This window comes from Variovorax sp. PBS-H4 (assembly GCF_901827205.1).
Lineage (GTDB): Bacteria > Pseudomonadota > Gammaproteobacteria > Burkholderiales > Burkholderiaceae_C > Variovorax.
The window spans coordinates 4,052,587-4,072,754 of record NZ_LR594675.1; the positions used below are offsets into that span (position 1 = coordinate 4,052,587).

A 20,168-nucleotide genomic window follows, 5' to 3' on the forward strand; every position below is an offset into this window, starting at 1 on the left:
AGTTGCCGAGCGAATAGACAGCCGCCGGCGGTAGCGCCGGTGGTAAGAGAAGCCGCTTCGCGGCCAGGATCCGTTGACTTCTGGCACCAGGTGTGTTCTACCCGAAGTCAACGAGGATTGAACCGTCTACAACCTTCACAGGGAAGGTCTGAAGGTCCTTGCAAACGGGCCCGGAACGGTGCGCGCCGGTTGCCACGTCGAACTGAGCCTGGTGCAGCGGGCACTCGATGCAGCCGGCTTCCACGATGCCGTCCGACAACAATGCGAATTCATGAGTGCACACATTGCTCACGCAATGAACGTCCTCACCTAGCTTCACCAGAGCGATGAGCGCTTTTCCCACAGTGATCGGGAATGGCTCCTCTTCCTCAAGCTGCGACAGCGACGCGACACTTTGCCAAGCCATGGTTTTCCTTCTTACAAGGGAATCACCAGAAGCGCATCGATGCTGGTCGAGTCAATGACCACAACGCGCTCCTTGAACATGAGGCGGCCATCGACTTCGGCGATGCTGTCCTCATAGACTCCGGTGCTGAAAAGATCGGTTTGGCCGTCATGCATGATCCGGGCCACGATGTATCCCGTTCGCGCACCGATCGATCCATCCGGCCGCTCAGAGAGGACCGTCCGGCTGAGCGCGTGTCGATACGTATGGGGCTCGTAAACGTTCGCGCTCTTCATGGACGTGATCCGGTCTCGCAGCATGTTGCGGTTGTCGCAGTACATGAGCCCGATCGGCAACTTCCGTCGGTGGTTGTCGCGTGTGATGATCTTGTAGAGGCAGCGATCGTCAAAGAACGCTGGCCATTCGGCATAACGCTCGTCGTCAATGCAGTCAACATACTCCGCGAGCAAGGTCTCGACGCGGAATGCCAGTTCAGGGGTCAATCTCAACTTTTCCATGATTATTCTCCTTAGATCTCAGAGACCCATCCGCGTCCGATACGCTTGCCAGAAGCCGCGTACTGCAGCTTCGCTAACTCGCGACTGCTGGTCTTCAACGACGCGCCCCCCCATCTCCAGAACGGCGTTCTTGTCAGTCTCACGACGAATTCCGCGCTGGATGAAGTTCCCGACGATGCCGTCCTCCAAAGACACCAAGCCGGCCGGGCCGATCAGGTTCGATTGACGCATGCGCATGTCGAACTGCTCCGGCGTATCGTCTGCGTAGCCGAAGGCGATCCAGTACAGCTCGGACTTATCGACACTCTTCGGAATGAGCACGCGTACCGCCAGGGAGTTCTGAATCTGCTGGAGGACGAAGGTCGGAAAGATCGACTGGATCGCATGGGTGATTCCATCTTCGTATTCCAGCCATGAACGGATGAGCGTCGGATCCGCCAGCGTGAAGTCGTCCATCACGGCGCGGAGTTCGCCCTTCTTCTCGTAGTCAGTGCCGACAGCCGAATCGGTACCACGCTTCGACCAGCTCAGATGGTGTGCGCCATCGCCGTCGACTCGAACGCCACCCTCCATGGAGAGTCGATTCAGCTTGAAGGTGGAGAAGAAGGTGTGGAGCAAACTCGCGTGGTACGAGTCTTTTACGTTCTCCATGTACAGCTTCCAGTTGCTATGGAGCGTCTGCGAATACGTGCCAAGAAGCTTGACCGGACGATTGAAGATCCGCGCAATGTGGCTCCCCATGCGCTCACCCAGATAATCGGCCAGGGCCGGCGTCTCCTCCGAGAACGTAGCAAAGACCAGGCCGTGGAAGACCTCGACGCGAGCCTTCGTCAGGTTGTGCTGGCACACCTTGAAGTCCGCCGGCATTCCCCCGACCTTCTTGACTCCGTTCTGGAACGCAACACTCTGCAGGTTGCCCGCGAGGTCATATCGCCAGTTGTGATAGACGCACGTGAAGTCCTCGACGTTGCCGCTTCCGTCAAAGAGCAGTGTCGCGCCGCGATGCGCGCACCGATTCACCACGCAGTGCACCTTTCCTTCCGCGTCGCGCGACACGATGACAGGCGTGTCACCGACCCATGTCGTCTTGTAGTCGCCGCTGTTTGGAATCTCGAGTTCCATCGCGACGAAACACCAGTTCGGGCCTCGGAAGATGAGCTTCTGTTCCAGGTCATAAAGCTCGGGGTCAGTGAATACGCTGAACGGCACGCGCGAGTTATCCACAGTAGGCCACTCGATGTTGATTGGATGAGTCGGAGACGCTTGCATGGTGGATTCCTTACAGTGGGGTTGGAAAATTGGATGCCGATGTGGCCTCAGGAATTGCTCGCGTAGAAAGCATCCGCATAGATGTGCTCACGCGCGATGCCTCGTCGCTCGGCAAGCAGAGAGGCGGCCTCAACCATCGGCGGGGCGCCGCACAAGTAGGCGCGCCATCCATTGAGGTTGGGATGGTCTTCCGCAACGGCCTCGGTCACAATTCCTGACCGCATCGCCTGGTCCTCACCGCTGCCACTCGTCACCACGGTTTGGACGTTCAGGTTGGAGTGGCGACTCGCCAGAGCGTCTAGCCACTGGAGACCGTAGACGTCAGTAGGAGTTCGGACCCCAAAGTACAGATGGATTGGATTGCGCATCCCCGACTCGAGGGCCCCGCGGACGATCGACAAGACTGGAGCCAGGCCGGATCCACCCGCAACGCAGAGCATCGGACCTTCATGTCGTGATCGAAGGTATGCGGTTCCCAGAGGGCCGGTTACCCTCACGGAGTCGCCGACCTTGAGCTTCTCGTCGATGTATCCGGTAACGCGCCCATCGGGCACCAGGCGTACGTGAAATTCAAGCTCGTCGTCGGTGCTCAGCCCGGCCATCGAATACGGTCGCACCATGTCCGGAGCAACTTGGAGAAGTGCGTACTGGCCCGGTGAGTAGACGAACGGCTTGGAGGGACGGAGGCGCAATCTCTTGATGTCGTGTGTCATGGCCTCAATCGAGGTGACTGTGGCCTTGAACACTTTGGCGGGGTGTGTGATGACCTCGTCCGGCTCAGCGATCTCGATCGCACAGCTTTCCGTTAGCACGCTCATGCACGCCAGGACATGACCATCACCGCGCGGGTCACTCTTGATTGCATCACGCCCTGTTTCCAGAACCGTCCCCTTTACGACCTTGCAGCGGCAGGTTCCGCATCTGCCTGCCATGCAGCTGTACGAGACAGGCACGTTGTTTGTGCGGAGGGTTTCCAGGAGGTTTGCACCTGGAGAAGCTCTCAGCACAAGGCCTAACGGTTCAACAACGACTTCCATTCCAGCTCATGTTCGTTTGCAGCCGGAAGTGTAGGAATAGGTCTTCAGCGGGGGAATGCATTGGCCCTAATGGGCATCATCACGCAGCGAAATATCGCCTTTCTGCTGAGTGCGACCCACGGAGGTCCCTGTTCATCTCCTGCGCGGGCTGCCATGCGCAACGGCCGACAGGATGGCAAGCGCCAACTGCTACCCCGCGCTCACGACGACGCTGCAATGTGAACGACTGGCAGTTGCGAACGCAGGAAGCGCAAGGCGTAGCGCAGCGCACCCGGGCTGCTGGCGTGCAACGTGAAAAGCGGCTGACCGAGCTCCACCCGGTCCCGCAGGCGCACGTGCATCCTTGCTCCGGCGGCCGGATCGCGTGGAGCGCCCGCCAGTTTGGCCGCGCGTGAGACGAGGCGCGTGTCGATCGCCAAGACCGTGCCGCCCGCATGCGCGGTCACGTCCTCGGTGTGCGCTGCCTTCGGCGGCACACGCAGACCACCCTGCGCTTCGCAGATCGCCAGGAACTTGGCCAGCGCGCGCCCGTCGTCCAGCACCTCGCACGCCAGTCCCTGCCCACCCCCAGGGGCAGATTTTCCGGCCATTTCCAGCAGCAGGCCGGCGAGCAGCAGGGCACGCTCGCGCAGGTCCTGCGGGGCGTCGGCGCGGCGTTCCAGCACTGCCATGACGTCCATGGCTTCCAGGGCCGGCCCGATGCCGCGGCCTACAGGTTCGGTGCCGCCGGTGAAGACCGTGCGAACCTGCAGGCCCAAAGCGGCACCCACGGCCACCAGGCTGCGCGAAAGCAGCTCGGCCGCCGCCGTGCTGCGAACCTTGGTCAGCGGGCCGACCGGCAGATCGATCAGCACGCGCTGGGAGCCCGCCGCAGCCTTCTTGGAAAGGATGGACGCCACCAGCAGCCCTTCGCTATCGAGATTCAGCGGGCGTTCCACCCGGATCAACATGTCGTCGGCCGGACTGATGCGCGTGGCACCACCCCACGCGATGCAGCCGCCCTCGCTTTCGACGACGCGGCGCAGCGCCGCCATGTCGAGGTCAACCGGCGCGAGGGTTTCCATCGCATCGGCCGTACCGGCCGCCGAGGTGATGGCACGCGAGGATGTCTTCGGCATCAGCGCGCCGCACGCTGTGACGATCGGCACCACCAGCAGCGTCGTCCGATTGCCCGGGAGGCCGCCGATGCAGTGTTTGTCCATCACTGGCGACGCGCCCCAGTCGATGCGTTCGCCCACATCGACCATGGCTTTCGTCAACGCCACCGTCTCGTCGAGATCGAGTCCGCCGCCGGCACAGACCGTCACCAGGGACGCCAGGTGAATGTCGGAAAGCCGACCACGTGCCACGTCTTCCATGAGCTCGCGCAGGGCGGAGTATCCAAGCCTGCTGCCGTGAGCCTTGGCGCGAAGGTGCGCAAGCGACGCGAGCACCGGTGGATGGCGCACCTCCACTTCATCGCCCTCTGCTGCGCCCAACAAGGTCCAGGCGACTTCCGACAACGCGATCTCGTCGCTACGAAGCCAGTCGCTGCTGACGTGATGGAGGATCGCGAGCAGGTGGTGCCCGTTGGCGATCACTTCGACCTGCGCCTGCGCTTCGAAGCCCTCCGCCCGGCAGACAGGGCAGTCGCCGAGCATGTACACCACGGGCTGCTGATAAGTGTCGATGCGGGCCCGGCTGGCCCGCAGGCGGTCGAAGGACACGGCGCGGACTGATCTTCAGAGCTTGCGGGATTCGAGGTACTCCGGCACGGTGACCGGCCAGCCGTGACGCTCCTCGATCGCCAGCCGCAGCGCATCGGCGGCCACCGGCTCGCCATGCGTCACGAAGACCCGCTTCGGCGCACGCAGCCCACCGAGCCATGCCAACAGCTGTTCCCGGTCCGCATGGGCCGAAAAGGTGTCGAGATTGGCCACTTCGGCGCGCACCGGCACATAGGCCCCATGGATCTTGACCGACTCCGAGCCGCCGACCAGCGTCGCGCCGCGCGTGCCGGCGGCCTGGAAGCCGGCGAACAGGATGGTGTTGCGTGCTTCAGGCGCATACGCCTTCAGGTGATGCAGGACGCGCCCGCCGGTCGCCATGCCGCTCGCAGAAACGATGATCGAAGGAAAGGTCAGCGTATTCAGCCGCTTCGATTCCTCCACCGTGTTGACGATCGTCACGTGCTTGCTCATGGCGGCACACTGCTCGGCGCTCAACCGGTGTTCGTCGAGGTGGTGCCGAAAAATGCGCGTGGCATCGGCCGCCATGGGGCTGTTCAGGTACACCGGCATGTCGGGAATGCGGCGCGCCTGCTTGAGCAGGTGGATGCAATGCAGGAGGGTCTGCGCGCGCCCAACGGCGAATGAAGGGATGACGACCACGCCGCCGCGCGCCGCGGTGCGATTGACCACGTCGGCCAGCACCATGAGCGCGTCGACGTCGCGATGCAGGCGATCACCATACGTGGACTCCACGACCACATAGTCCGCCTGCTCGGGAGACTCGGGTGGACGCATCACCAGGTCGTCGCTGCGGCCAAGGTCGCCGGAGAACAGGATGCTGCCCCCTGTCCAGCTGATGTGAACGCTGGCCGCGCCGAGAATATGCCCGGCGCGCTTCAGACGCCACGACCAGCCTGGCCACGGTGACTGCTCCTCGTCGAAGGGAATGGCCTCGAAGCGCTTCAGCGCTGCACTCGCCTCCTCTTGCGTGTAGAGCGGCAGGGCCGGCTTGTGCTTCGAATGGCCGTGCCGATTCGCGAAATCGGCTTCCTCCTCCTGGAGCCGGCCGGAATCCGGCAGCAGCAGCTCGCACAGGTCGCGCGTCGCGCCACTGCAGAACACAGGGCCCTTGAAACCGAGCTTGACGAGCCGCGGCACAAACCCGCTGTGGTCGATGTGCGCGTGCGTGAGCAGCACCGCATCGATGTCGGAGGCCTTGATCGGCAAAGGCTCCCAGTTGCGCAGCCGCAGTTGCTTCAGGCCCTGGAAGAGGCCACAGTCGACCAGCAACCGGCGGCCGTCGTGCTCCAGCAGGTACTTGGATCCGGTGACGGTGCCGACGCCGCCGAGGAATTCGATGCGCATTGCTTCTCCTTGGTTGCCGGGAGCTTGGCATCGTGCCGCCGCTGCGACTTGATGCCGATCAAGGGAGCGCAACATCAAGTTGCGCATGATGCACCCTTTGTCCCGGAGGCCACCCTTGACGATCCGCCATCTCGACCGGCTCCTGTCGCCGACCTCGGTCGCTGTCTTCGGTGCTTCCAGCCGTGCGGGCAGCGTCGGTGCCATGGTCTGGCGCAACCTGCGCGCCGGTCGCTTCGCGGGCCCGATCTACGCCGTCAATCCCAAGCACACCCAGCTCGATGGCGTGCCCGTCTTCGCCAAGGCGGCCCATCTGCCCGGCGCCCCGGACCTGGCGCTCCTTTGTACGCCTCCCGACACCGTGCCGCAGCTGGTGGCCGAGCTCGCCGAACTCGGCACCCGCGCGGTCATCATCGTGACCGCGGGGCTGAGCGCCACGCAGAAGCAGGCGGCACTCGATGCGGCCAGGCCGTACGTGACGCGCCTGCTGGGCCCCAACTGCATCGGCCTGCTGAGCCCGCACATCGGCCTGAATGCCGGCTTCGCGCACACCGATGCGCTGCCGGGCGAGATGGCCTTCGTGTCGCAATCGGGCGCGCTGGTCACCGCCATGCTCGACTGGGCCAAGAGCCGCGGCATCGGCCTGTCGCACCTCGTCTCGCTGGGCGAACACTGCGATGTCGATTTTGGCGACCTGCTGGACCACCTGGCGAACGACGCCCGCACGCGATCCATCCTGCTCTATGCCGAATCGATCGAGTCGCCGCGCAAGTTCATGTCGGCCGCACGGGCGGCAGCACGCAACAAGCCGGTGATCATCGTGAAGGCCGGACGCGCCGGCAACGGCGTGCACGCCGCTGCCTCCCACACCGGTGCGCTGGCCGGCTCGGACATCGTCTACGACGCGGCCATCCGCCGCGCCGGCATGTTGCGCGTCGACACGATGCAGGAGCTGTTCATGGCGGCCGAGACCCTGGCGCGCTTCCGCGGCAACCGCAGCGATTCGCTGACCATCATGACCAACGGCGGCGGCGCCGGCGTGATGGCCGCCGACGCGGCCGCGCGGGCCGGCATCACGCTGGCACAGCCCGGCAGCGCCCTGCTCCAGCGCCTGGACGATGCGCTGCCGTTCAACTGGTCGCATGCCAATCCGATCGACATCATTGGCGACGCCCCGATCGAACGCTACACGGCGACGCTGTCCGCCCTGCTCGCCGACGATTCGGCCGGCGCCGTGCTGTTCGTCCATGCGCCGACGGCGATCGTGCGCAGCGACGACATCGCCCGCGCCTGCCTGCCGCTGGTGCGCGAGGCCGGGCAGCGCGTGATGAGCGCCTGGCTCGGCGACGCGGCTGTGGCCCAGGCGCGCCAGCTGTTCGAGCAGGCTGGCGTGCCCGACTATTCCACACCCGAGGAGGCCGTCCACGCCTTCGGGATGCTGCAGACCTATCGGCGCAACCAGGAGATCCTGAGCGAGGCGCCGAGTGCGAGCGAGAACACGGCGCCCGATCTCGCCGCGGCGCAAGGCCAGCTCGATGTGGCGCTTGCCGAAGGCCGCGAATGGCTGAGCGAAAAGGAGGCCAAGGCCGTCCTGAAGGCCTTCGGGGTTCCGGCCGTGCCCACACTGGCGGTCGCGGCCTCGGCCGATGCGGTCCTGGCGGCCGCGCTCGAAGTGGGCTATCCGGTGGCGCTCAAGATCGCCTCGCGCGACATCACGCACAAGTCCGACGTCGGCGGCGTACGGCTGGATCTGCGCGACCCGGCTTCCCTGGAACAGGCCATCCGCGACATGCTTCAGGCCGTGCGCGCCGCGAAGCCCGATGCGCACATCGATGGCTTCACCGTGCAGCCGATGGTGCATCGGCCGCACGCACAGGAAGTCATCGTCGGCGCCAGCATCGACAGCGTCTTCGGCCCGGTGATCCTCTGCGGCCAAGGCGGCACCGCTGTGGAGGTGACTGCAGACACCGCTGTCGCCCTTCCCCCGCTCAACCGCAGCCTGGCCCGCGAACTGGTCTCGCGCACGCGCGTATCGCGCCTGCTCGCCGGCTACCGCGACCATCTTCCTGCTCGCACGGATGCCCTGTACGACGTGCTGATTGCGGTGTCGCAGATGCTCGCCGACCTACCGCAGCTGGCGGAGCTCGACATCAACCCGCTCTACGTCGACGAGGCGGGGGCCATTGCCCTGGATGCCCGCATCCGCGTCGCGAGGCAGCCGGTCGCTGGGGCCGAGCGCTTCGCGATCCTTCCGTATCCTTCCCAATGGGCTCGCACGCTGACCTGGAACGGGCGTGAAACCACGGTGCGCCCGATCCGTCCCGAAGACGAGGCGCAACACCAGCGCTTCCTGGAACGGCTCGATCCGGAGGACATCCGCATGCGCATCTTCCAGACCCGGCGCGAGCTGCCGCGCAGCGAACTCGCGCGGCTCACCCAGATCGACTATGACCGCGAAATGGCGTTCATTGCCGAGGCCGTCGACACGCAGGGCGTGCGCGAAACACTCGGCGTCGCGCGCACCGTCAGCGACCCCGACCGGGTGGAGGCCGAGTTCGCCATCATCGTGCGCTCCGATCTGAAGGGTGCCGGGCTCGGAAGGCTGCTGTTCCAGCAATTGATCGACCATGCCAGGAACCGTGGAACCGGCCGTCTCGTGGGCATCGTGCTGCGGGAGAACAGGCGGATGCTGAATCTCTGCCGCGATATGGGCTTCGAAGCCGACCCGGCGGAGCCCGCCGGCTCAGGCGTACGGCGCATGGTCAAGACGCTGGATGGCCCGGCGGTCGAGCCGAGGTCCAGGGCAGGCGCGCCGCCGGCGTAAGAAGGCATCCCTGCAGCCGGCCCCAGCGCGGTGATGAGCAGCATCGCCCCGCCCGGCACGCATGCGGATGGGCCCTCCCCCCAACGCAGCGCGGCTCAGTGCGCTTCCGTCAGCTGATCCAGGATTGCGGGGTTCTCCAGCGTCGAAATATCCTGGGTGATGGCCTCGCCCTTTGCAGCCGATCGCAGCAGGCGCCGCATGATCTTCCCGCTGCGCGTCTTCGGCAGGTTGTCGGCAAAGCGGATCTCCTTGGGCTTGGCGATCGGACCGATCTCCTTGCTGATCCAACTGCGCAGCTCGGCGGCGATTCGGGCGGCTTCCTCGCCAGTCGGCCGGGACCGCTTGAGCACGACGAAGGCACAGATCGCTTCGCCGCTGGTCTCGTCCGGACGGCCGACCACGGCCGCCTCGGCGACGAGTTCGGTGCACGCCACCAGTGCGGACTCGATCTCCATCGTTCCCATGCGATGGCCGCTCACGTTCAGCACGTCGTCGATGCGTCCGCCGATCGTGAAGTAGCCCGTGCCGGGATCGCGCGCAGCGCCGTCGCCGGCGAGGTAGTAGCCGCGCAGATCCGACGGAAAGTAGCTGGACCGATAGCGGGCCTCGTCGCCCCAGATGGTCCGGATCATGCCGGGCCAGGGCTTCTTGATCACGAGGATGCCGCTCTGCCCGTTCGGCAGGTCGGCGCCGGTTTCATCGACGATCGCGGCCATGATGCCTGGGAAGGGCAAGGTGCAGGAGCCCGGCACCAGCGTGGTCGCCCCCGGCAGCGGCGTGATCATGTGGCCGCCGGTCTCCGTCTGCCACCAGGTGTCGACGATCGGGCACCGCCCGCCGCCGACGTGTTCGTGGTACCACTCCCACGCAGCCGGGTTGATCGGCTCGCCCACCGAGCCGAGGATGCGCAGGCTCCCCAGGTCGAAGCGCCGCGGATGCACGTCGGGGTGGGCCTCGGCGGCCTTGATCAGGGACCGGATGGCGGTCGGCGCGGTGTAGAACACCGTCACCTTGTGCCGCTCGATCATCTTCCAGAACCGCGCCGCGTCGGGATAGGTCGGCACGCCTTCGAACACCACTTCGGTCGCGCCCAGCGCGAGCGGACCGTAGGCGATGTAGCTGTGGCCGGTGACCCAGCCGATATCGGCCGTGCACCAGAAGACGTCGTCGTCGTGCAGATCGAAGGTCCACTTGGCGGTCACTGCCGCCTGCACCAGATAGCCGCCACTGCTGTGCTGCACGCCCTTGGGCTTGCCGGTGGAGCCCGAGGTGTACAGCAGGAACAGCGGGTGCTCGGCGCCGACCCACTCCGGCTCGCACACATCGGGCTGTGCCTGCGTGAGCTCGTGCATCCATCGGTCGTGCGCCTGCCAGGCGATGGCGCCGCCGGTGCGGCGATGGACCACCACGTGGCGCACCGTCTCGCAGCCGCCCAGCGCCAGCGCCTCGTCGACGAGCGCCTTCAGCGGCAATGCCTTGCCGCCGCGCACCTGCTCGTCTGCCGTGATGACGGCGACCGCGCCGGTGTCGGCGATGCGGTCGCGCAGCGAGTGCGCCGAGAAGCCCCCGAACACCACCGAGTGCACGGCACCCAGGCGCGCGCAGGCCTGCATGGCCGCCACGGCTTCGACCGACATCGACATGTAGATGGCCACCCGATCGCCCTTGCCGATGCCCAGCGCCTTCAGCGCGTTGGCCATGCGGCAGGTCTGCGCGAGCAGTTGCGCGTAGGTGGTGTGCGTCACCTTGCCATCGTCGGACTCGAAGATGATCGCGACCTTGTCGCCGCGGCCCGCGGCGACCTGGCGGTCCAGGCAGTTCCACGAGACGTTCAAGGTACCGTCGGCGAACCACTGGTACATCGGTGCCTGTGCGGCATCGAGCACGGTCTTGAACGGCGTCTTCCATTCCACGAACTCGCGCGCGAGCCGCGCCCAGTAGCCCTCGTAGTCCGCCTCGGCCTCGGCCGCCAGTGCGTCGTAGGCCGCACGTCCTGCGACATGCGCTGAGCGCGCGAGCGCCTGCGGCGGGGGGTATTGCTTGGGGCGGCGCGTGTCATCCGGTGAGGTCATGGTCAGGTCGACTCCTTTGGACGCCGATGCTCCGGCACTTTGCATGGATCGACCTTGCGCTAGCGCAAAGGACATGCCCGTGGGAACGGGCGCGCTGCGCGAGAGAGCTTGTGCCAGATCAAGGACGTGACGAGCCGCTTCGCGTTAGTGTGGAACTTGCAGTGCCAGGGGCACTCTCTCACAGGAGACAAAAAAGGAGATTCTGGGATGCCCGATCCTGACCTCTGTACCGAAGAGGACGTCGTGCGACTGGTCCATGCCTTCTATTCGAAGGTGCGCAAGGACGAGCTGCTCGCGCCGATCTTCGCCACGCGCATCACCGACTGGGACCGGCATCTGTCCAGGATGGTCGACTTCTGGTCCTCGGCCCTGCGAGGCACCGCCCGCTACCGGGGGATGCCCATGCCGGCGCATGCGGCGTTGCCGGGGCTCACGCCGCAGCTGTTCCATCACTGGCTCGCCCTCTTCCGCGAGACTACCCAGGCGCTCGGGAATGAAGCGCTCCAGCGGCGCGCCAACGATCTCGCACATCGGATCGCCGGCAGCCTCTGGTATGGCTACCAGGCGCGGCACGGCGAGCCCGAGGGCGTGGCGGCCGCCTGACCAGCAGGCCCCAGGGCGTTCATCGCGCTGCCGTGCGTCAGCAGGCGGGCGAGCAGCTCGTGCACGCTGCGGATCTGCTCGCCGAAGGGCAGGGCGCCCACACCGCGGAAGAACAGGCCCTTCTTCACGTCGCCGCGCAGCGCGGCGGCCAGCTGCGTGTCGATGCAGAACTGGCCCCACGTCGCCAGCCCGTCGCGCAAGCCGCACTGCGCCAGGCAGTCGAAGGCGAGCGTGCAGCGCGGCTTGACGTGCGCCACGCTCTTCAGTTTTGACTCGGCCTTCAGGTAGAGCGCGAGCCACCGCGTCGGCACGGCGCGCGCCGGCAGGCCGGCCACGCTGGTGAACTCGACCAGGTCCTCGTCGCGCGCCTGCGCCAGCACGCGCTTGAACTCGGGGTGCGCATCGCACTCCTGCGTGACGGCGAAGGGCGTGCCGAGCTGCACGGCCGCGGCGCCCAGCGCCTGCACGCGCGCGATGTCCTCGAAGCAGCGGATGCCGCCGGCCGCGACCAGCGGGATGTCCTTCTCGATCCCCGCTGCGCGCAGGAAGGCGAGCGACTGGGGAATGACGTTCTCGAAGTCGAAGCGCGTATCGGCCAGGTCGGCGACCTTCGCGGCACCGAGGTGGCCGCCGGCGAAGCGCGGGTGCTCGATCACGATCGCGTCGGGCAGGCGCTTGCGGCGCTCCCACTTGCGCACCAGCAGCTGTACCCCGCGCGCATCCGACAGGATGGGAACGAGCAGCGCCCCGGGATGGTCCTGCGCGAGCTCGGGCAGGTCGAGCGGCAGACCCGCGCCGACCACCACCGCATCGATCCCGCACTCCAGCGCGCGCGTCACCGAAGGCGCATATTCGCCCACGGCGCGCATCACGTTGATGGCGAGCAGGCCGCGCCCGCCGGCGCGCTCGCGCGCGGCACGGATCTCGCGCGCCAGCGCCTCGAGGTTGGCGGCATTGATGTCTTGCTTGGCACGCTGCGTCGCGGCCTCGCCCGGGGCGAGGTCGCGCGTGCGCGCCATCAGGTCCGGATGGTGGCGGCGCAGGTCGACGGACGAGATCGTGCCCATGGCCCCGAGCGCCGCGACGCTGCCCGCCAGCCGATGCGCCGAAACGCCCACGCCCATGCCGCCCTGGACGATCGGCAGCAGGGTCCGCCCGCCCAGGCGCAAAGGCTTCAGGCCGCCTTCGTGCAGCAGAGCCATCAGGCGGTCGGCGTCTTTGGAAGTGTGGAGAGCAGGTTCGGGGTCGGCAAGGGTCATGGCGGGCGCGGCAGGGCGCATGCGCGCCGCATCTGTTGGAACCCGCACGGTAGCGGTTCGCCGCGAAAGCGAATTTGACGAAGGTCAAGGTTCGACACCCCCCCGGAAACGACGGATGCGTGACACACACCGTTGACACAGTGTTTCCGACTGAGGTGCGGCATTGACGCTGCCGTCGAGCGCGGCGCCTAGATTTCACCGTACGCCATCGCGGCATTCGATCCCTCCCACCGACACGCCGGGCGCCAAGAAGGAGACAGCCATGAACCCAGCACAAGCTTTCCCGGGCTATGAACTGCGCTTCCACGCCCTCTTCGGAGACCGCCGCGGCTACGCCTTCCCGTGCGACGCGGTGGGCCGCGTCGACATGGACTCGCTCAGCGAGCGAGCGCGCAACAACTACCTCTACGCGCGTGCCGTCATGGGCATCGAACTCGCGTGGCCTGAAGTGCGCGAGGGCCTGCCGCATTGAACACACGGACCCGGGCCGTTGATTTGCATCAACACGGGCGGCAGACCGGAACCCTAAGCTCGACGCAGATCACCAGGAGACTCCTCTTGCAGCAGCGCGCCCACCCCGCCGGAACTTTCCATAGTCCTCCCGCCACGTCGGTTCGGACGCCCGCCAAGGCATGGCGCGTGCTCGCCGTCAGCACCCTGGCCTTCACCGCCTGCTTCATGGTGTGGATGATGTTCGGCGTCATCGGCATCCCGATCCGCAAGGCGTTGAACCTCAATGCGACGGAGTTCGGGCTGCTCACCGCCATGCCCGTGCTGAGCGGCTCGCTCGTGCGCGTGCCGCTGGGCATCTGGACCGATCGCTTCGGGGGACGCATCGTCATGGCGTGGGTGATGGGCCTCGCCATCCCCGCCATCTGGCTGCTGTCGTATGCCACGCAGTACTGGCAGTTCCTCGCGCTGGGTCTCTTCATCGGCCTGGCGGGCGGGTCTTTTTCCGTCGGCACGCCCTACGTCGCGCGCTGGTTCCCGCGCGGCCAGCAGGGCTTCGCGATGGGCATCTACGGCGCCGGCAACTCCGGCGCGGCCGTGAACAAATTCATCGCCCCCGCCATCGTCGTGGCGTTCGGATGGACCATGGTGCCCCAGGTCTACGCCGCCATCATGCTCGGCGCACTGCTGCTCTTCTGGTTCATGAGCGAGACCGATCCCACGCACCAGAGCGCGGGCACCGTGTCCTTCACCGATCAGCTCAAGACGCTGAACGATCCGCGCGTGCTGCGCTACTGCCAGTACTACAGCATCGTCTTCGGCGGCTACGTCGCGCTGTCCCTGTGGATGGTGCAGTTCTATGTCGGCGAGTTCGGTCTCGACATCCGCGTCGCAGCCTTGCTGGCGGCCTGCTTCTCGCTGCCGGGCGGCGTGCTGCGCGCCGTCGGCGGCTGGCTGTCCGACAAGTACGGGGCGCACAGCGTCACCTGGTGGGTGCTGTGGGTCTGCTGGATCTGCCTGTTCCTGCTGAGCTACCCGCAGACCGATTTCACGGTCCTCACCGTCAACGGGCCCCGCACCTTCCACATCGGCCTGAACGTCTATGCCTTCACGGCCCTGATGTTCGTGCTCGGCATCGCCATGGCCTTCGGCAAGGCGAGTGTCTTCAAGTACATCAGCGACGACTACCCGCAGAACATCGGCGCGATCAGCGGCGTCGTCGGCCTGGCCGGCGGCCTCGGCGGCTTCGTGCTGCCGATCCTGTTCGGCGCGCTGATGGATCTCACCGGCGTCCGCTCCAGTGCCTTCATGCTGCTCTACGGCGTCGTCTGGGTCTCGCTGATCTGGATGTACTTCACCGAAGTCCGCCGCACCGCGGTGATGGGCAAGGACGCCCCCGCCGCGCCATCGTTCGCCCGCTAGGGCATACCAGGAACACACCATGAACCCAAGCACCGCCGTCCCCGCCGGGCCTGCCCGGCACGGCCGCGTCCTGTCGATCTGGACGCCGGAAGACAAGGATTTCTGGGAGCGTGAGGGCCAGGCGATCGCGAAGCTGAACCTCTGGATCAGCGTCCCCGCCCTCTTCCTCGCGTTCGCCATCTGGCAGGTCTGGAGCGTCGTTGCCGTCGGCCTGCCGGGCCTCGGCTTCAAGTACTCGACCAACCAGCTGTTCTGGCTCGCCGCCGCGCCGGCCTTGTCGGGTGCCACGCTGCGCATCTTCTATTCCTTCATCGTGCCCATCGTGGGCGGGCGGCGGTGGACCGCCATCGCCACCGCCACCCTGCTGATCCCGGCCATCGGCATCGGCTACGCGGTGCAGGACAACACCACGCCCTACGCGACCATGCTGGTGCTGGCGCTGCTGTGCGGCCTGGGAGGCGGCAACTTCAGCTCCAGCATGTCCAACATCAGCTTCTTCTTCCCGAAGGAGCGCAAGGGCTCGGCGCTCGGCGTCAATGCCGGGCTGGGCAACCTCGGCGTATCGGTGGTGCAGTTCCTCAGCCCGCTCGTCATCACCGCCGGCGTCTTCGGCGTGTTCGGCGGCGACCCTCAGACCATCACCAAGGCCGGCCAGGCCACCCAGGTGTGGACGCAGAATGCCGCTTTCATCTGGGTGCCGTGGATCGCCCTCACCTCGCTGGCGGCCTGGTTCGGCATGAACGACATCGCGGACGCGCGTGCCTCCTTCGCCACGCAGGCCACGATCTTCAGGCGCAAGCACAACTGGCTGATGTGCGTGCTCTACCTCGGCACCTTCGGTTCCTTCATCGGCTACGCGGCCGGCTTCCCGCTGCTCATCAAGAGCCAGTTCCCCGGTGTCAACCCGCTCGCCTATGCATGGCTCGGGCCGCTGGTCGGCGCGGTGGTACGGCCTTTCGGCGGCTGGCTGGCCGACAAGCTCGGCGGCGCGCGCGTCACCTTCTGGAACTTCGTGGTGATGGCGCTGGCCGTGCTCGGCGTGCTGTACTTCCTGCCGCATGGCGGGACCGGCGGCAGCTTCGCGGGCTTCTTCCTGATGTTCCTGGTGCTCTTCCTGACCACCGGCATCGGCAACGGCTCGACCTTCCGGATGATCCCGGTGATCTTCCTCAACCAGGCGATGCGCGGCGTGCGCCCCGACGATGCCGATGCGGTCGCCCGCGCCACCAAGGAAGGCAACACCGAGGGCGCCGCCACGCTCGGCTTCACCGCCGCCATGGCCGCCTACGGCGGCTTCTTCATCCCCAAGAGCTACGGCACCTCGATCAGCCTCACGGGCTCGCCCGATGCCGCGCTCTATGTCTTCGTCGTGTTCTACCTGGTCTGCATCGCCATCACCTGGTGGTACTACAGCCGCAAGAACGCGCCGATGCCCTGCTGACCCGCCTCCCCGCCAACAACGAACAGAACCCACCATGAGCCACTTTCTGGACCGCCTCACCTACTTCGCGCAACCGCGCGAATCCTTCGCCGACGGCCATGGGCAAGTCACGGGCGAGGACCGCAGCTGGGAGCGTGCCTACCGCGATCGGTGGGCGCACGACAAGATCGTGCGCAGCACGCACGGCGTGAACTGCACCGGCTCCTGTTCGTGGAAGATCTACGTCAAGGGCGGCATCGTCACGTGGGAGACCCAGCAGACGGACTACCCCAGGACCCGCTGGGACATGCCCAACCACGAGCCGCGCGGCTGCGCACGCGGCGCCAGCTACAGCTGGTACCTGTACAGCGCCAACCGCGTGAAGTACCCCATGGTGCGCGGACCGCTGCTGAAGGCCTGGCGCGCCGCGCGCCGCAGTCACGCGCCGGTCGAGGCCTGGGCCTCGATCGTCGAGGACGAAGCCGTGCGCCGCAGCTACCAGAGCCAGCGCGGACTGGGCGGCTTCGCGCGCTCGAGCTGGGACGAGGTCAACGAGATCGTCGCCGCGAGCAACATCTACACCATCCGCCAGCACGGCCCGGACCGCATCATCGGCTTCTCGCCCATCCCGGCGATGTCGATGGTGAGCTACGCGGCCGGCAGCCGCTACTTGAGCCTCATCGGCGGCGTGTGCATGAGCTTCTACGACTGGTACTGCGACCTCCCGCCTTCGAGCCCGCAGGTCTGGGGCGAGCAGACCGACGTGCCGGAGTCGGCCGACTGGTACAACAGCAGCTACATCATTGCCTGGGGCTCCAACGTTCCCCAGACGCGCACGCCCGACGCGCACTTCTTCACCGAAGTCCGCTACAAGGGCACCAAGACCGTCGCCATCACCCCCGACTATTCGGAGGTGGCCAAGCTCTCCGACCTGTGGATGCACCCCAAGCAGGGCACGGATGCCGCGCTCGCGATGGCCATGGGGCACGTGATCCTCAAGGAGTTCTACTTCGACCGGCGCAGCGCCTACTTCGACGACTACGCGCGCCGCTACACCGACCTGCCCATGCTGGTGATGCTGAAGGCGCACACCCTGCCCTCCGGCGAGCGCGTGATGGTGCCGGACCGCTACGTGCGCGCCAGCGATTTCGGCGACCGGCTGGGCCAGGCGAACAACCCCGAGTGGAAGACCGTCGCCCTGGCCGAAGACGGGCGCGTCGTGGTGCCGCAGGGCGCCATCGGTTTCCGGTGGGGCGCCGACGGCCGTGCGGACAAGGGGCAGTGGAACCTCGAGTCAAAGGAGGCCCGCGAAGGCGCCGACGTGAAGCTGCGGCTGTCCATGCTCGAGGCCGGTACGTGCGAGACGGCGCAGGTCGGCTTCCCCTACTTCGGCGGCATCCCGACCGCGCACTTTCCAGGCAACGAGCAGAGCGACGTGCTGGTGCGCACGGTGCCCGTGCACCAGCTCGCGCTCGGCGCCTCGGGGGAGCCCGCCCTGGTCGCGACCGTGTTCGACCTGCAGGCCGCCAACTACGGCGTGGCCCGTGGCCTGCCGGGCGAGCGGGCGGCGGCCGGCTACGACGACGACACCCCCTACACGCCCGCCTGGCAGGAGAAGATCACCGGCGTGCCGCGCGACCAGGTCATCACCGTGGCGCGCCAGTTCGCCGACAACGCCGACAAGACCGGCGGCAAGTCGATGGTGATCATCGGCGCCGCGATGAACCACTGGTACCACAGCGACATGAACTACCGGGGCGTCATCAACATGCTGATGATGTGCGGCTGCATCGGGCAGAGCGGCGGCGGCTGGGCCCACTATGTCGGCCAGGAGAAGCTGCGCCCGCAGACGGGCTGGACGGCGCTGGCCTTCGCGCTGGACTGGATCCGCCCGCCCCGTCAGATGAACTCCACCAGCTTCTTCTACGCCCATACCGACCAGTGGCGCTACGAGAAGCTGGGCATGGAGGAAGTGCTTTCGCCCCTGGCCGACAAGGCGGCCTACGCCGGCACCATGATCGACTACAACGTGCGCGCCGAGCGCATGGGCTGGCTCCCCTCGGCGCCGCAGCTGCAGACCAATCCGCTGCAGGTCGCCCGCGACGCCGCGGCGGCCGGCATGGACGGCGCGGCCTACACCGCCCGCTCGCTGAAAGACGGCTCGCTGCGCATGAGCTGCGAGGACCCGGACCATCCGTCCAACTGGCCGCGCAACATGTTCGTGTGGCGCTCCAACATCCTGGGTTCCTCGGGCAAGGGCCACGAGTACTTCCTGAAGCACCTGCTGGGCACCACGCACGGCGTCCAGGGCAAGGACCTGGGCCCGGACGAGGCCAAGCCCGCCGAGGTGGTCTGGCACGACAAGGCGCCCGAGGGCAAGCTCGACCTGCTGGTCACGCTGGACTTCCGCATGAGCACCACCTGCCTGTACTCCGACATCGTGCTGCCGACCGCCACCTGGTACGAGAAGAACGACCTCAACACCAGCGACATGCATCCCTTCATCCACCCGCTGTCGACCGCGGTCGACCCGGCCTGGCAGGCGCGCAGCGACTGGGAGATCTACAAGGGCTTCGCCCGCACCTTCAGCGCCCTGTGCCACGGCCATCTCGGCGTCGAGAAGGAGGTTGTGCTGACCCCCCTGATGCACGACTCCCCCGCCGAACTCGCGCAGCCCTTCGGCGTGGCCGACTGGAAGCGCGGCGAATGCGAACTCATCCCCGGCAAGACGGCGCCGCAGATCGCGGTGGTCGAGCGCGACTACCCGAACGTCTACAAGCGCTTCACCGCCCTGGGCCCGCTGATGGACAAGGTCGGCAACGGCGGCAAGGGCATCGCCTGGAAGACCGGCACCGAGGTGGAGGAACTGGGCCAGCTCAACGGCCGGGTGACCGAGGCCGGCGCGACGCAGGGCATGCCGAGCATCGACACCGACATCGACGCCTGCGAGGTCATCCTGCAGCTCGCGCCCGAGACCAACGGCCACGTCGCCGTGAAGGCCTGGGAGGCGCTGGGCGCCCAGACGGGACGTGACCACACGCACCTCGCCGTGTACCGCGAGGACGAGAAGATCCGCTTCCGCGACGTGCAGGCGCAGCCGCGCAAGATCATCTCGTCGCCCACCTGGAGCGGCATCGAGAGCGAGAAGGTCTCCTACAACGCCTGCTACACCAACGTGCATGAGCTGATCCCATGGCGCACCCTCACCGGCCGCCAGCAGTTCTACCTCGACCATCCATGGATGACGGCGTTCGGCGAAGGCTTCGCGGCCTACCGTCCGCCGGTGGACCTGAAGACGACGCAGGCGATCCACAACATCCGCGGCAACGGCAATCCGGAGATCCAGCTCAACTTCATCACGCCCCACCAGAAGTGGGGCATCCACTCGACCTACAGCGACAACCTTCTGATGTTGACGCTCAATCGGGGCGGCCCGGTGATCTGGCTGTCGGAAGACGACGCGAAGCGCGCCGGCATCGTGGACAACGACTGGGTCGAGCTGTTCAATGTCAACGGCGCCATCGCGGCGCGGGCGGTGGTGAGCCAGCGCGTCAATCCCGGCATGGTGCTGATGTACCACGCGCAGGAAAAGACCATCAACACGCCCGGCTCGGAGATCACCGGGACCCGCGGCGGCATTCACAACTCCGTGACCCGCATCGTCTTGAAGCCCACGCACATGATCGGCGGCTACGCCCAGTTCAGCTACGGCTTCAACTACTACGGGACCATCGGCACCAACCGCGACGAGTTCGTGGTGGTGCGCAAGATGAACCGCGTCGACTGGCTCGACACCCCGGCCGAGGCACCGGCCGCCGCCGCTGCCTGAACCGAGGAG

General features: G+C 66.6%; 14 protein-coding genes. 6 read left to right on the forward strand and 8 right to left on the reverse strand.

Features of this window, described 5'->3' with window-relative positions:
- Positions 1 to 97: 97 nt before the first annotated feature.
- The 6 genes from E5CHR_RS19205 to E5CHR_RS19230 all read right to left on the reverse strand — a co-directional run bounded on the left by E5CHR_RS19205 (position 98) and on the right by E5CHR_RS19230 (position 6,283).
- The gene (locus tag E5CHR_RS19205) at positions 98 to 406 is read right to left on the reverse strand and encodes a non-heme iron oxygenase ferredoxin subunit (RefSeq protein WP_162581315.1); all 309 of its coding nucleotides are present in this window, start codon (positions 404 to 406) and stop codon (positions 98 to 100) included.
- 11 nt (positions 407 to 417) lie between these two features.
- The gene (locus E5CHR_RS19210; RefSeq protein WP_162581316.1) at positions 418 to 903 is read right to left on the reverse strand and encodes an aromatic-ring-hydroxylating dioxygenase subunit beta; all 486 of its coding nucleotides are present in this window, start codon (positions 901 to 903) and stop codon (positions 418 to 420) included.
- An 18-nt stretch (positions 904 to 921) separates the two neighbouring features.
- Positions 922 to 2,172 (reverse strand): aromatic ring-hydroxylating oxygenase subunit alpha, encoded by a 1,251-nt coding sequence (locus E5CHR_RS19215; protein WP_162581317.1) that lies wholly within the window; start codon positions 2,170 to 2,172, stop codon positions 922 to 924.
- A 47-nt stretch (positions 2,173 to 2,219) separates the two neighbouring features.
- Positions 2,220 to 3,209 (reverse strand): 2Fe-2S iron-sulfur cluster-binding protein, encoded by a 990-nt coding sequence (locus E5CHR_RS19220; RefSeq protein ID WP_162581318.1) that lies wholly within the window; start codon positions 3,207 to 3,209, stop codon positions 2,220 to 2,222.
- A gap of 200 nt (positions 3,210 to 3,409) precedes the next feature.
- Positions 3,410 to 4,915, reverse strand: coding sequence for a thymidine phosphorylase family protein (locus E5CHR_RS19225; RefSeq protein WP_162581319.1), 1,506 nt, complete (start codon positions 4,913 to 4,915; stop codon positions 3,410 to 3,412).
- 15 nt (positions 4,916 to 4,930) lie between these two features.
- Entirely contained in the window at positions 4,931 to 6,283 is a 1,353-nt protein-coding gene (locus E5CHR_RS19230) for an MBL fold metallo-hydrolase RNA specificity domain-containing protein (RefSeq protein ID WP_162581320.1), read from the reverse strand.
- Between the two features lie 115 nt (positions 6,284 to 6,398).
- Between E5CHR_RS19230 and E5CHR_RS19235 the strand changes: the two genes are divergently transcribed.
- A complete protein-coding gene (locus tag E5CHR_RS19235; RefSeq protein WP_162581321.1) occupies positions 6,399 to 9,104 on the forward strand; it encodes a bifunctional acetate--CoA ligase family protein/GNAT family N-acetyltransferase in 2,706 nt (901 codons plus the stop codon).
- Between the two features lie 95 nt (positions 9,105 to 9,199).
- Here E5CHR_RS19235 and acs read toward each other — a convergent pair whose 3' ends face one another.
- The gene (gene acs, locus E5CHR_RS19240) at positions 9,200 to 11,176 is read right to left on the reverse strand and encodes an acetate--CoA ligase (RefSeq protein ID WP_162581322.1); all 1,977 of its coding nucleotides are present in this window, start codon (positions 11,174 to 11,176) and stop codon (positions 9,200 to 9,202) included.
- A 207-nt stretch (positions 11,177 to 11,383) separates the two neighbouring features.
- Here acs and E5CHR_RS19245 point away from each other — a divergent pair, with 207 nt between their 5' ends.
- Positions 11,384 to 11,779, forward strand: a complete 396-nt coding sequence (locus E5CHR_RS19245; RefSeq protein ID WP_162581323.1) for a group III truncated hemoglobin — start codon at positions 11,384 to 11,386, stop codon at positions 11,777 to 11,779.
- Here the strand turns inward: E5CHR_RS19245 and E5CHR_RS19250 are convergent.
- Entirely contained in the window at positions 11,734 to 12,981 is a 1,248-nt protein-coding gene (locus E5CHR_RS19250) for an NAD(P)H-dependent flavin oxidoreductase (protein ID WP_162583798.1), read from the reverse strand. The two genes, E5CHR_RS19245 and E5CHR_RS19250, sit on opposite strands and share 46 nt — an antisense overlap.
- 319 nt (positions 12,982 to 13,300) lie before the next feature.
- Here E5CHR_RS19250 and E5CHR_RS19255 point away from each other — a divergent pair, with 319 nt between their 5' ends.
- The 4 genes from E5CHR_RS19255 to E5CHR_RS19270 all read left to right on the forward strand — a co-directional run bounded on the left by E5CHR_RS19255 (position 13,301) and on the right by E5CHR_RS19270 (position 20,159).
- On the forward strand, positions 13,301 to 13,510 hold the full coding sequence (locus E5CHR_RS19255) for a hypothetical protein (RefSeq protein WP_162581324.1): 210 nt from the start codon (positions 13,301 to 13,303) through the stop codon (positions 13,508 to 13,510).
- A 167-nt stretch (positions 13,511 to 13,677) separates the two neighbouring features.
- Positions 13,678 to 14,910 carry an MFS transporter gene (locus tag E5CHR_RS19260; RefSeq protein ID WP_232062118.1) on the forward strand — a complete coding sequence of 411 codons (1,233 nt, stop codon included), beginning with the start codon at positions 13,678 to 13,680 and terminating at the stop codon, positions 14,908 to 14,910.
- A gap of 19 nt (positions 14,911 to 14,929) precedes the next feature.
- Complete coding sequence (locus tag E5CHR_RS19265) at positions 14,930 to 16,351, forward strand: NarK family nitrate/nitrite MFS transporter (protein ID WP_162581325.1); 1,422 nt, start codon at positions 14,930 to 14,932, stop codon at positions 16,349 to 16,351.
- Positions 16,352 to 16,385: 34 nt separating this feature from the next.
- The gene (locus tag E5CHR_RS19270) at positions 16,386 to 20,159 is read left to right on the forward strand and encodes a nitrate reductase subunit alpha (protein WP_162581326.1); all 3,774 of its coding nucleotides are present in this window, start codon (positions 16,386 to 16,388) and stop codon (positions 20,157 to 20,159) included.
- Positions 20,160 to 20,168 lie beyond the last annotated feature (9 nt).